The sequence below is a fragment of the Catellatospora vulcania genome (genome assembly GCF_009720385.1).
GTDB classification, from domain to species: domain Bacteria; phylum Actinomycetota; class Actinomycetes; order Mycobacteriales; family Micromonosporaceae; genus Catellatospora; species Catellatospora vulcania.
In genome coordinates this window covers 739445-752373 of the sequence record NZ_WARX01000001.1, presented here as the reverse complement: position 1 = coordinate 752373, position 12929 = coordinate 739445, and the positions used below count along the sequence as shown (strand labels likewise).

Below are 12929 nucleotides of genomic sequence, written 5' to 3'. Positions count from 1 at the left end.
TTGCCTCGTTTCTCGACGCTCCGGCCGGCCGGCGGCCGGCTCATGAGTTCACGACCTGCATCTCGTCGATCCGAACGTCGGCCGCGGACCACCGCTCGATGTCGATCTCGCCGGACTGGCCGCCGCCCGCCCACTCGACGTGCCAGACGGTGGTGGCCACGATGTGGTACCTACCGCCCGGCTTGTCGCGGGAGGGCTCGGTGTAGCGGTGTCCGCAGGTCGGGGAGGGCTTGTCGCCCTGCGCGGGGGTGTACGGCGTGCCGATCGACCGGCAGGTGACGGTCTTGCCGTCGCCCATGTTCCAGCGGATCTCCACGGCCGTCCCGGTGGCGGTGACGCTCAGGCCCGGCACCGACGCTGTCCGGGTGAACGAGCCCCAGGTGTAGTCGCCCGCCGAGTTCCGCAGCGGGGTCCACATCCAGACCGGCAGGCCGACCAGTCCCGCACTGCCGGGGCCGGTGTCAGGCGCCATGGTGATGACCGGCTTGGCGATGGGCATCTGCCGGATCGCCCGCACGGCCAGCGCCATCGGCGAGGGCATCGCCCCGTATCCCGGCGGCGGGTCGGTCAGGTATTCCGTGCTGCCCTGCTGCCAGCCGGCCGACAGCCCGCCCCAGCACCAGACCGCGTACATGAAGCCGTCGTCCGGGTCGTTGCCGCCCCACAGCGGGTCGTCGTCGGTCAGTTCCAGGCGGTTGTAGTAGCAGCTGTCGGTGTGGTTGAACCAGCCCATGCTCAGGTCGTGGCAGGGGATGGGGTCGACGAAGTCCTCGTGCTCGCAGTCGATGCCGTCGCCACCACCGCCGCCGCCTCCCCCGCCGCCGCCGCCTCCCCCGCCGCCGCCACCGGTGACGATGAGGATGCAGGGGCCGTTGTTCGGCGGGCAGTAGATGTAGTCGGCGTGTGCCGGGCTCTGCGTCACGACCAGGGTCAGCGCGAGCGTGAGCGCGGTGGTGGCGAGCGTGGCCAGCACGCGGGTCCGGGTCAGCACGACGCCGCCCGGTCGGTGTGCGAGTCCACCCAGCGCCACGCGCTGTCGGGGTAGAGACCGGCGCGCAGGGTCACCGGGTAGCGCTTGTTCTGCCCGGGAGCCGCGACGGATTTGCGGGTCTTCTTGTTGACGGTGTCCGTGCCGGCGTCGTCCACGCAGGCCTCCACGATGATCGAGGTGGCGCTGACCGAGACGACCCGGCGCAGCGTGACCGTGGGTTTTCCGGTGCGCACCAGGCCCTGGGCGGACAGCAACCCGAGGTCACGCTCCAACAGGGCCATGTAGCGGCCGCCCGCGTACTTGTACAGCGGCCGCCTGGTGGCGTCTTTGTTCCAGTCGTATTTGCCGGTCTGGCCGGCGGTGAGGTAGATGCCGTTCAGCTTCTGGAAGGCCGTCCAGGCGGCGTCGACCGTGCGCTGCTGGTCGTCGCTGAGCACCGGGCCGGGCGACGGGCGCTCGGCGGCGTGCGTCGGCAACGCCGCGGGCTCCGGCACCTCGGCCGAGCACGCGGCGAGCAGCACACAAGAGACAGCGGCCAGCAGGGCCGCGGCGGCGGCCGACCGTCCTCTTCGGCTGTACGGAATCATGCGCCCCCCTCGTCCGCGACGAGCCTCGCTGAGTCCTTCACCTGCCAGAAGTTGTTGCCGTGACAGCGGATCCCCCCCCGCATCAGACGGCCGATCGTACGATGAACTCCGCCGATATAACAAGGGGTGAGGAATAGCCACACGGACAGTATTTGTCGTCAGATCTTCCATTTACGACTCACGATCATTCCGATCTCGACGACCCTCGAGCGTGCGCGACATCTTCCTGACAGCAGCCCGCAATCCATCGACCGCGACAAATGGTGTGCGCAGCGCCCCGCGTCATGAATGCGACGACGCGGGGCGAGTGGCACACCGGTTCGTCGATACCGGCAAATCGTCATTGATCGCCCGCTAAGATGACAAAGTTATCGACGGGAGTGATGGTTGTGGTGACTGTCGACAAGAGCGCGAGCTTCGCCGAGGTGCCCGCGCGGCTGGACGACGTGCTGGGCTGGTTCGCCCGGAGGCGCGAGGGCGACCCCGTCAGCTGGGACGAGCGCTACGGGGCATACCACGTCTTCCGGTACGCCGACATCGAGAAGGTGCTCTCCGATCCGGCGACGTTCTCCTCCGACCTGACCGCGCTGGTCCCGCCGCAGGAGGAGATCGAGCTGTTCAGCCGGGGCAACTTCGTGCGCATGGACCCGCCCCAGCACACCAAGATGCGGCGCATCGTCAGCAAGGCGTTCACCCCGCGCGTGGTCGCCGGGCTGGCCCCGCGCATCGAGACGATCACGAACGAGCTGCTCGACCAGGTCGCCGGGCGCGAGCGCGTCGACCTGGTGCAGGCGCTGGCGTACCCGCTGCCGGTGACGGTGATCGCCGAACTCATCGGGGTGCCCGCCGGCGACCGTGACACCTTCCGGCGCTGGGCCGACGAGCTGCTCAGCGCGCAGCTGCCGGACACCGTGATCCCCGACGAGAAGACGATGCAGCAGGCCGGCGCCCGGCTGCGCGGCATGATCGACTACCTGCTGGCGCACATCCGGCAGCGGCGCGCGAACCCCGCCGACGACCTCACCAACGCCCTCATCGAGGCCGAGGTCGACGGCGAACACCTCACCGACGAGGAGATCGTGGGCTTCCTCGGCGTGCTGCTCATCGCCGGGCACATCACCACCACGACCCTGCTCACCAACACGGTGCTCTGCCTGGACGCGAACCCGGCCGCCGCCGCGGCGCTGCGGGCCGACCCGGAGCGCATCCCGCCCGCGCTGGAGGAGGTGCTGCGCTACCGCTCGCCGTTCCCCCGGCTGGCCCGGCTCACCACCGCCGCGGCCACGGTCGGGGAGCGGCAGGTGCCCGCGGGCAAGGTGCTGATGCTGTGGGTGGCCTCGGCCAACCGGGACGCCGCCCAGTTCGTCGCGCCGGACGCCTTCGACGTCACGCGTACGCCGAACCCGCACCTGAGCTTCGGCCACGGCATCCACTTCTGCATCGGCGCGCCGCTGGCCCGGCTGGAGGGCCGCATCGCCGTGCAGGCACTCCTGCGGCGCTGCGCCGACCTGGCCGTCGACGACGGCGTGCAGCTCTACGACCCGCGCATGATGACCGGCGCGCGCGTGCTGCCCCTGCGCGTGCGCTGGTCCTGACCCACCGCGACCCCCGGCCCGGTCGATCGTGCGCGGCCCGCCGGGCACGGGCCGGTCGATCGCTCGACCTGCCTGGCAGGTGGGCTAAAGCAGGTTCAAGATACGCACAGGCGCCCGGCGAGTCGGACGATCGAGCGGCGACGCGGGCGTCAGGCGGCGCCGGTGCGCTGGTGGGCGCTCACGGCCAGTTCGACGCGGGAGTGGACGCCGAGTTTGGCCAGGATGCTCGACACGTGTGACTGGACGGTGCGCCGGGACAGGAACAGCTGCGCCGCGATGTCGGGGTTGGACATGCCCGCGGCGACCAGCAGCGCGACCCGGTTCTCGGTCTGGGTGAGCGCCTCCCAGCCGTGCTTGGGGCGCTTGCGCGGGCCCTGCCGGCCGCGGCGCACCCCGAGCCGGCGCAGCCGCGCGTCGGCGCGGAAGATGTCCCGGCTGGCGTCCATCGCGGTGTAGTGGTCCAGCGCCCGGGTCAGCGCGGCACGCGCCGGGTCGGGCTCGCCCCGCGCCGCGAGCGCCACCGCGGCGTCCTCGGCGGCCTGTGCCTCGTACAGCCGCCAGCCGCAGGCGCGGTAGGCCTCCTCGGCGGCCAGCAGCAGGTCCGCGTCGCCCTCGGCGAGCCCCCGGCACAGCAGCGCGGTCGCGGTCAGGCTCACTGCCGGCTGGTCGGCGGCCAGTTCGGCGGTCTTCGCGACCAGCGCGGCGGCCCGGTCCCGGTCGCCGGCCGCGGCCGCCAGCCGGGCCAGGTCGGGGCAGATGTGGTACATCACCCGGTGCGGCAGGTGGTCCAGGGGCGAGGCGTGCTCCCAGAACGGGTAGAACAGGTCGAGGGCGTGCTCCGCCCGCGCGGGCTCCTCCTGCAGCACCCGGGCCCAGGTGTCCAGGTAGACGTACTGCGCCTCGGCGGAGCCGCCCTGGCCCTGCGCCACGATCGTGGCCTCGGGCAGCGGCTCGCCGCGGTGGATCGCGATGAGGCGGCGCAGGCCGCGCAGCCACGGCTCGTCGCCCAGCGGGTCCGGATACTCCAGCCCCGCCTCGATCTCGGCGAGCGCGTCGTCCCAGGCCCCGGTGAGGAAGCGCAGCTGCGCCCGCAGCGCGTGCACGAGCGTCAGGTACGGGCCGCCGTAGCGCTGGTTGCTCTCCAGCGCGTCGGCCAGCACCTGCTCGGCCTCGTCGAGCCGGTCCAGCTGCAGCAGGCAGTAGCCGCGCAGCACGCTCTGGCCCGCGGGCATGTCGGGCAGCACGCCCTGGCCGAGGTCGGCGATCGCCTGCTCGCTCAGGACCAGGCCCTGCCCTATGTCGCCCTCGACGAACCGCAGCACCCCCTGCACCAGCCGGCCCAGGCCCACCGCGTACCCGTCGCCCGTCCGCCCACCGTGCTCGACGGCCAGCGCCGCGGCACGGGCTGCGGCCTCATGCTGGCGCAGGAAGAACCGGCACTTGGCGCAGAACCCGTGGAAGCGCCCGACGTCGCCCGCAGGCAGGTCCGCAGCGGCCAGCGCCACCGTCGCGACCTGCACCGCCTCGGCCTGCCGGCCCTGCCGGAACAGCGCGTCCATCAGCAGCCAGTAGAGCGAGCTGCGCCGGTGCGGGTCCCGGTCGCGGCCGATGGCCTCCCGCGCTACCTGCTCCGCCTCGCCCAGGCTGCTCTCCCAGATCAGCGCCCGCACCAGGTGGAAGCGCAGCTCACCGGCACGTTCCTCGGACACCGTGGCCAGCGCCCGGCGCAGCAGCCGCACCGCCGCGCCGGGCGCTCGGGTGATCAGCTCGTCCACGGAGGACACCAGCCAGTCCAGCGTCGCGGCGTCGAGGGTGGTGCCCGCGACCAGGTGTTCGGCCACCCGCTCCACGCTCGCCCCGGACGCGGTGAGCACCTGCCCGGCGCGCAGGTGCAGCGCGGTGCGCATCTGCTCGGGCACCCCCTCGCAGAGCGCCTCGCGGATCAGCGCGTGCCGGAACTCCAGGTAGGGCCCGGCATCGACGACGACACCGGCGTCCAGCGCCGCGAACATGACCTCCGACAGCGCCATCACCGGCATGTCCAGCACCGCCGCCAGCTCCCCGACGTCGATGGCCCGGCCCAGCACGGCCGCCTGCTGCAGCGTCTCGCGCTCCTTGCGCGGCAGGAAGGCCAGCCGGCGCAGGATCGTGTCGACCAGCGAGCGCGGCATGCCCGCGTCGGCGGCGTCCGGCGTCAGCTCCGCGGTGCCGCGTGCCACCCGGATCCGGTCCTCGCGCGTCAGCGCGGCCAGCAGTTCCGTGACGTAGAACGGGTGGCCGCCCGCCGCGGCCGCCAGGCGGGCCAGCCGTGGGCCCGGCGGCGCGCCCAGCCGGTCGGTGACCAGCGCGGTCACCGCCTCGTCCGGCAGCGCGGCCAGCTCGATCAGGTCCGCGCCGCGTGACTGCAGGCTGCGCAGCAGCCCGACGGCCTCGGCCCGGGTGGTCGCCCGGGTGGCCACGACCACCAGCAGCGGGTACTCGTCGATGCCACGGCCGAGCCGATGCAGCACCACCAGGCTGGCCGGGTCGGCGAACTGCACGTCGTCGACGATTACCGCGACCGGGCCGGCCGCGCACCAGGTGTCGACCAGATCGAGGATCGCCTCCGTGACCGCGAGCTGGTGGTTGGTCGCGGCGGCGCTCAGCGCCAGCACACCCTCCCCGCGCAGCAGCCGCGCGACCTTGGCCTGGGCCGGATCGTCGGTCACCACCAGCAGGCCGAGGCACGCGCCGATGGCGGAGAAGGGCAGCTGCTGTTCGAGGTCCTCGGCCGCGCCGCGGCGCACCCGCATACCCAGCCGCGCGCACTCCGCTTCGGCCGTGTCCAGCAGGCTGGTCTTGCCGATGCCGGGTTCGCCTTCGACGAGGACCGCGGCGCCGGTTCCGGCGGCCGCCGCCCGGGCCAGCTCCCGCAGGCGCTCGACCTCGGCATCGCGGCCCACGAAAACAGGCGCCGCCATGGCACAAGCCTAGTCTTCAGGCATGTCCCAGGCGGCGCCATGGGGCCGAACGTGGGGTGTCCGCCCGCAGGTGCGGGCTGGGGACACCCCGTGTCCGGGGTGGGGTGGGATGGGTGCGAGGAACGTCAGTGGTCCGCGCGTCCGGCGTACATCTCGTTGACGACGGTGAGCACGTCATGGATGGAGGTTCGGGCACGGGTGGCGATGTGTTCGACGGGGGCGTTGCTGGCGAACGCCGCCCGGATCGCCGAACGGAGCGAGCCGGTGTCATGGCCGGTGGCGACGGCCTGGTCGATCAGGCACAGCGCGTGGTCCGCGGTGACGTACATGCTCATCTCCCGGCTGCCGGCTCGTCGTCGTGGTCGGTGCGGAGGACCCGGCGTGCTTCCGCCCGTCCCGCAATGACGCGGGGCGACGAGGCGCCGGTGCTTCCGTGAGATCCACGATCCGGCACCCGGCCCGTCGAAACATCCGCCACCCGGCGGTACTGCACGCCCGACTCATGCCTTTTCATAGGAAAAAGCTCCGTTCCTGCCGGTATTTCGGCCGGAACGGAGCCCTCGCACACCAGTTCAGCCCGGGTGCACGCCGACGGCGTCCCGGATCTTGAAGCCCTCCCGCGCGTCGGCCGAGCGGGCGCAGTGCGCACAGCAGTAGAAGTGGCCGGACACCTCGACCCCGTGCCCGATGATCTTGCAAGCGCAGTGCTCGCACACCGGTGCCAGCAGGTGCACCGCGCACTCGAAGGAGTCGAAGACGTGCACAGCCCCACCCGCGGTGTGCACCTCGAACGACAGCCAGTAGTCGTTCTTGCAGACCTCACACGTGCCCACAGACAATCCCTCCGATCGGCGTATCCATGAACAGTGTCGGGTCCGTCACCACCAGTGAGCGGCAAAACGACCCATTTGCCCAGTCCACCGTCGTAATCAGCGCGTACGCAACCTGACGTACGCCCCCGCGCGGATGCGGCCGGGCGTCCCGACTCCGTAACCTCGCCCTGTGCACCTGCTCCATCGCCTGGCCGCCCGCCCCCAGCGCTACGACGCCCTGTTCGCGCTGGTCGTCGGCGTGCTGGTGGTCGGCTGCTCCTGGCCGACGCAGACCGAGCAGCCCGACCGGCTCCGCCTGGACGCCGCCGGCTTCGCCCTGCTCACCCTCGGCGCCCTCGCCCTGGTGGTCCGCCGCCGCTGGGCGGTGCTCGCCTGCGTGACCACGTTCGCGGTGGTCACCGTGTTCATCGGCGTCGGCTACCCGTACGGCCCGGTCTTCGCCTACGTCATGATCGCCGTGTACTCGCTGGCGGCCTGGCGGGACCCGCGCTGGTCCGTGCCCGTGACGGCGGTCCTCATCGTGCTCTACCTCTGGCTGAGCGGCTGGGTCGAGAAGGAGCCCGACGGGCTGCTGTTCAACCTCTTCACCACCACGTTCTGGCTGGCCACCCCGCTGGTCACCGGCATCGCGGTGCGCATGCGGCGGGTGTCGGTGGAGCAGTCCGCGATCGAGGAGCGGCGGCGGCACGCCTACGAGGAGCGCCTGCTCATGGCCCAGGAGGTGCACGACGTCGTCGGGCACAGCCTCGCCGTGATCAGCATGAACGCCGGGGCCGCCCTGCACGTGCTCAGCCGCCGGCCGGACACCGCGCCGCAGGTCGAGGAGTCGCTGCGGGCAATCCGGCAGACCAGCACCGCCGCCCTGGACGAGCTGCGGGTCACCCTGTCCGCGTTCACCGGCGCGGTCGCCGCCCCCGACCGCCCCGCGGCCGGGCTGGGCCTGCTGCCCGAGCTGGTCGCGGCGACCACCTCCGACCGGCTCACGGTCCGGCTCACCGTGCACGGCCCGACCCGGCCCCTGCGGCACGCGGTCGACCTGGCCGGATACCGCATCGCGCAGGAGGCGCTCACCAACGTGCTGCGCCACGCCGCGGCCCGGCACGCCGCCGTGGACCTGGCGTACGGCCCGCACGGCGTGGCGCTCACCGTCGCCGACGACGGCCGCGGCGGCAGCCCGCTGCCCGGCGGCTCCGGGCTGGACAGCATGCGTGAACGCGCCCGAGCCCTGCACGGTGTCCTCGACGCGGGCCCGCTGCCCGGCGGCGGCTTCCGGGTGCACGCCGTGCTCCCGTACGGCGACATCGTCCACCAGCAGCCCGAACCCGTCGCAACTGGTGTCCTGAGCCCCGTCCCGGGCGGGGTCGCGTGATCCGGGTCGCGCTCGCCGACGACCAGGCGCTGCTGCGGCTGGCCATGCGCACCCTGCTCAGCTGCGAAGCCGACCTCGAACTCGTCGGCGAGGCCGAGGACGGGATCGGCGCGCTGGACCTGGTCGCCGCCCATCGCCCGGACGTGCTGCTGCTCGACATCCGCATGCCCCGGATGGACGGGCTGGAGGTGCTGCGCCGCCTCGACGGGCCCACCCGTGTGATCATGCTGACCACGTTCGAGCTCGACGAGTACGTCTTCGAGGCGCTGCGGGCCGGGGCGTCGGGCTTCCTCACCAAGGACGCCGAGCCCGCCGAGCTGCTGCGCGCGGTGCGGGTGGTCGCCGCCGGGGACTCGCTGCTGTCGCCGACGGTGACCCGCCGGGTCATCGAGCGGTTCGGCGCGGCGCCGGGCGCGGCCCCGCCGGTGCGCGTACACCCTGATCTGCATCTGCTCACCGAGCGCGAGCGGGAGATCGTGGGCTGGGTGGCGACCGGCCTGTCCAACGACGAGATCGCGGCCGGGCTGGTGGTCAGCCCGGCCACGGTCCGCACCCACGTCAGCCGCGCACTGATCAAACTCCACGCCCGCGACCGCGCCCAACTGGTCGTCATCGCCTACCAGTCCGGCCTGCCCATCCCCCGCCCGTGACCCTCGGTCCACGCAACGCGGCCGGAGTGGACGCGATGACGCTCGGGCTTGTAGTTTGCAGCTGACCGTGTCACGGCCCGAGGAGGTGAGACCCATGAACGCTGTATCGCTGTGGGTGCTCCCCCTTTCCGCCACGGCCGGGCGACAGACGTAGTTGTCGCCGGGAGCGCCTCGCCAACCAGGCACTCCCGAAAGGCAACAACATGCATTCTTCGCACTCCCCCGCCGAGTCGGCCCCCGACGCCGATCGGGCGGCCCCCGGGTTCGACGTGATCATCGCCGGATGCGGGCCGACCGGCGCGGTGCTGGCCGCCGAACTCCGGCTGCACGACGTGCGGGTCCTCGTCCTGGACAAGGAGACCGAGCCCGTCTCGTTCGTCCGCATCGTCGGCCTGCACATGCGCAGCCTCGAACTGATGGCGATGCGCGGCCTGCTGGACCGCCTTCTCGAACACGGCCGGCGGCGTCCGGCCGGCGGCTTCTTCGCCGCCATCGACAAACCCGTGCCCACCGGCCTCGATTCCACGCACGCCTACCTGCTGGGCATCCCGCAACCCGTCATCGTCGGGCTGCTCGAAGAACACGCGATCGCACTGGGCGCGCAGGTCCGGCGCGGCTGCGCGGTCGCCGGTGTCGAGCAGGACGACGCAGGGGTGACCGTCACCCTGGCCGACGGGGAACAGCTGCGGGCGCGCTACCTCGTCGGCTGCGACGGCGGGCGCAGCACGGTGCGCAAACTGCTCGGCGTCGGCTTCCCCGGCGAGCCCGCGCGGACCGAGACGCTGATGGGCGAGCTGGAAGTCGGCGTGCCGCCGGAGGAGATCGCCGCCAAGGTGGCCGACATCGGCCGGACCAACAGGCGCTTCAGCCTCAGGCCGTTCGGTGCAGGGGTCTACCAGGTCATCGTCCCCGTCGCGGGCGTCAGCGACCGGGCGGAGCCGCCCACCATCGAGGACTTCCGGCAGCAGCTGCGCGCCGTCGCCGGAACCGACTTCGGCGTGCACTCCCCGCGCTGGATGTCCCGTTTCGGGGACGCCACCCGGCTGGCCGAGCGTTACCGGGTCGGGCGGGTGCTGCTGGCCGGCGACGCGGCACACATCCACCCGCCGATCGGCGGACAGGGCCTCAACCTGGGCGTTCAGGACGCGTTCAACCTCGGCTGGAAACTGGCCGCGCAGATCCGCGGCTGGGCGCCGAAACCCCTGCTGGACACCTACCAGGCCGAACGCCAGCCGGTCGCCGCAGACGTGCTGGACAACACCCGTGCCCAGATGGAACTGTCCTCCACCGAGCCCGGTCCGCAGGCCGTACGCAGGCTGCTCACTGAGCTGATGGACTTCGACGAGGTGAACCGCCACCTGATCGAGAAGATCGCCGCGATCAACATCCGCTACGACTTCGGCGCGGGCCCCGACCTGCTCGGCCGCCGCATGCGTGACATCGAGCTGAAGCAGGGCAACCTCTACGGGCTGCTGCATCGCGGCCGCGGCCTGCTGCTGGACCGCACTGAACGGCTGACCGTCGGCCGCTGGTCGAACCGGGTCGACCACGTCGCGGATCCCACTGCGGCACTGGATGTGCCGGGCGTCCTGCTCCGCCCCGACGGCCACGTCGCCTGGGTCGGGGACGACCAGCGGGACCTGGACGACCACCTCGCTCGCTGGTTCGGCTCCGGCGAGGCGGTGCACGCCCTGGCCGATGGTGGCCACGCGACGCGACGGCGCTGACGTAGGAGCGGATACGCGCCCGCGCTGATGTGCGCGACGGGGATGGGCGGCCAGCCTGTTCGGGTTCCATGACCCGAACAGGAAGGCCCGCCCATGTCCTCCGCCTGGCAGCGGATCGCCGCCGCCCCCGCCGGACGCCGCACCGCCTGGTCCGTGCTGATCGGCTGGCTGCTGATCGCCGTCTCCGCCACCATGTTCGCCAAGGTCGGCGACGTCGAGACCAACGACCTGAGCTCCTGGCTGCCCGCCTCGGCCGAGTCGACCCGCGCGCTCGAACTGGCCGCCGCCGAGTTCCCCGCCGCCGAACCGGCGCAACTGCTGCTGGTGTACGCCCGCGACGGCGGCCTGACCACCGCCGACCGGGACGCGGCCACGGCCGACGCCACCGCGCTGGCCGCCCTCGCCGCGGGCCCGGTGTCGCCGCCGATCCCGTCGCAGGACGGGGCAGCCCTGCTGGTCACCGTGCCGCTCAGCCCGGAGCAGGCCACCGACGAGGCCGTCGGGCCGGTGCTGGACCAGGCCCGCACGGTGCTGGCCGACGGCCTGCCCGCGGGCCTGGGCGCGTGGATGACCGGCGGACCCGCCGCCGGGGCCGACTTCGACGCCGCCTTCGACTCGCTGGACACCATGCTGCTCGGCGTCACCGTCGGCGTGGTCGCGCTGCTGCTCCTGCTCACCTACCGCAGCCCGGTGCTGCTGCTGGTGCCGCTGGTCAGCGTCGGCGTCGCCGGCCAGCTCGCGAGCGCGCTGGTCTACGTCGGCGGCAAGTACCTCGGCCTGGTCGTCAACGGGGCCAGCGCGGGCATCCTCACCGTGCTGGTGTTCGGCGCGGGCACCGACTACGCGCTGCTGCTGATCTCCCGCTACCGCGAGGAGCTGACCCGGCACGCCGACCACCGGCACGCGATGCGACTGGCCCTGTGGCACAGCCTGCCCGCGATCATCGCGTCGGCCGCCACCGTGATCCTGGCGCTGCTCACCCTGCTCGCCGCCGGGCTGAACTCCACCCGCGGCCTGGGCCCGGTCGCCGCGCTCGGCATCGTCTCGGCGCTGCTGGCGATGACCACGCTGCTGCCGGCCCTGCTGGTGATGTGCGGGCGGCGGGTGTTCTGGCCGCTGATCCCCGCGGTACGCGACACCGCCGCCCCGGCTCCCGGGCCGGGCCTGTGGGCGCGCACCGCCGGGTTCGTGTCCCGGCACGCCCGCCCGGTCTGGATCATCACCGCGCTCGGGCTGGCCGCGCTGAGCCTCGGCGCGACCACGCTCAGCACCGGCCTGCGCCAGTCGGAGTCGTTCGTGACCAAACCCGACTCGGTACGCGGCTTCGAAGCTCTCGCCCGGCACTTCCCCGCCGGCTCCGGCGACCCCACCGAGGTGTACACGAACACGACCACCGCGGCGCAGGTCACCGGCGCGCTGCGCGCCCTGCCCGGCGTCGCCGAGGTCGGCGAGGCGGAGCGGTCAGCGGCGGGCGGCTGGACCAGGCTGCGCATCGTGCTCGCCGACGCGCCGTCCAGCGACGGGGCGGAGCAGACGGTGCTGCGGCTGCGCGACGCCGTGCACACCGTCGACCCGTCGGCCCTGGTCGGCGGCGCGACCGCGCAGGAACTCGACGAGAACACCACCATGGACGCCGACCTGCGCCTGCTCATCCCGCTGATCCTGGCGGTGGTGCTGGGCGTGCTGATCGTGCTGCTGCGCTCACTGGTCGCGCCGCTGCTCCTGCTCGGCAGCGTGCTGCTGTCGTTCGGCGCGGCGCTCGGCGCGTCCGCGCTGGTCTACCACGCGATCGGCTTCCCGGCGATCGACCGCTCCGTGCTGCTGCACGGCTTCCTGTTCCTGGTCGCGCTCGGCGTGGACTACACCATCTTCCTGATGACCAGGGCCCGCGAGGAGGTCGCCGAGCACGGCCACGCCGAGGGCGTCACCCGCGCCCTGTCCGTCACCGGCGGCGTCATCACCAGCGCCGGCGTCGTGCTCGCCGCGACGTTCGCGGTGCTCTCCCTCATGCCGGTCGTCTTCATGATGCAGGTCGGCATCCTCGTCGGCATCGGCGTCCTGCTGGACACCTTCATCGTCCGCACCCTGCTCGTCCCCGCCCTCGTCCACCACGTAGGCCCCCGCACCTGGTGGCCCCGCCACCCCTGAGCAGAAAGGAAGGGCACCTTCACATCGCTACGCGATGTAGAAGGTGCCCTTATTAACTCTTGTCCCCGC

At 72.6% G+C, this 12929-nt stretch carries 10 protein-coding genes; 5 read left to right on the top strand and 5 right to left on the bottom strand.

Annotated features, from left to right (window positions below; genetic code table 11):
• Nucleotides 1-40: 40 nt before the first annotated feature.
• The gene (locus F6W97_RS22610; RefSeq protein WP_196279269.1) at nucleotides 41-991 is read right to left on the bottom strand and encodes a hypothetical protein; all 951 of its coding nucleotides are present in this window, start codon (nucleotides 989-991) and stop codon (nucleotides 41-43) included.
• Nucleotides 985-1578: a hypothetical protein gene (locus tag F6W97_RS22600; protein ID WP_155372410.1), complete on the bottom strand. Its 594-nt coding sequence runs from the start codon at nucleotides 1576-1578 to the stop codon at nucleotides 985-987. The genes F6W97_RS22610 and F6W97_RS22600 overlap by 7 nt, the downstream gene beginning before the upstream one ends.
• Before the next feature lie 383 nt (nucleotides 1579-1961).
• On the opposite strand from F6W97_RS22600, the gene F6W97_RS22595 reads away from it, so the two are divergent.
• On the top strand, nucleotides 1962-3173 hold the full coding sequence (locus F6W97_RS22595; protein WP_155372409.1) for a cytochrome P450: 1212 nt from the start codon (nucleotides 1962-1964) through the stop codon (nucleotides 3171-3173).
• Nucleotides 3174-3322: 149 nt separating this feature from the next.
• Here F6W97_RS22595 and F6W97_RS22590 read toward each other — a convergent pair whose 3' ends face one another.
• The 3 genes from F6W97_RS22590 to F6W97_RS22580 all read right to left on the bottom strand — a co-directional run bounded on the left by F6W97_RS22590 (nucleotide 3323) and on the right by F6W97_RS22580 (nucleotide 6966).
• The gene (locus F6W97_RS22590) at nucleotides 3323-6133 is read right to left on the bottom strand and encodes a helix-turn-helix transcriptional regulator (RefSeq protein ID WP_155372408.1); all 2811 of its coding nucleotides are present in this window, start codon (nucleotides 6131-6133) and stop codon (nucleotides 3323-3325) included.
• Between the two features lie 125 nt (nucleotides 6134-6258).
• The gene (locus F6W97_RS22585; protein WP_155372407.1) at nucleotides 6259-6462 is read right to left on the bottom strand and encodes a hypothetical protein; all 204 of its coding nucleotides are present in this window, start codon (nucleotides 6460-6462) and stop codon (nucleotides 6259-6261) included.
• 243 nt (nucleotides 6463-6705) lie between these two features.
• Nucleotides 6706-6966 (bottom strand): Prokaryotic metallothionein, encoded by a 261-nt coding sequence (locus F6W97_RS22580; RefSeq protein WP_155372406.1) that lies wholly within the window; start codon nucleotides 6964-6966, stop codon nucleotides 6706-6708.
• 169 nt (nucleotides 6967-7135) lie between these two features.
• Here F6W97_RS22580 and F6W97_RS22575 point away from each other — a divergent pair, with 169 nt between their 5' ends.
• The 4 genes from F6W97_RS22575 (at nucleotide 7136) to F6W97_RS22560 (ending at nucleotide 12860) form a co-directional block, all read left to right on the top strand.
• Entirely contained in the window at nucleotides 7136-8335 is a 1200-nt protein-coding gene (locus tag F6W97_RS22575; protein WP_155372405.1) for a sensor histidine kinase, read from the top strand.
• Nucleotides 8332-8985, top strand: coding sequence for a response regulator (locus tag F6W97_RS22570; protein WP_155372404.1), 654 nt, complete (start codon nucleotides 8332-8334; stop codon nucleotides 8983-8985). The genes F6W97_RS22575 and F6W97_RS22570 overlap by 4 nt, the downstream gene beginning before the upstream one ends.
• Nucleotides 8986-9188: 203 nt before the next feature.
• On the top strand, nucleotides 9189-10712 hold the full coding sequence (gene rox / locus F6W97_RS22565) for a rifampin monooxygenase (protein WP_155372403.1): 1524 nt from the start codon (nucleotides 9189-9191) through the stop codon (nucleotides 10710-10712).
• 93 nt (nucleotides 10713-10805) lie between these two features.
• Nucleotides 10806-12860 (top strand): MMPL family transporter, encoded by a 2055-nt coding sequence (locus tag F6W97_RS22560; protein ID WP_155372402.1) that lies wholly within the window; start codon nucleotides 10806-10808, stop codon nucleotides 12858-12860.
• Nucleotides 12861-12929 lie beyond the last annotated feature (69 nt).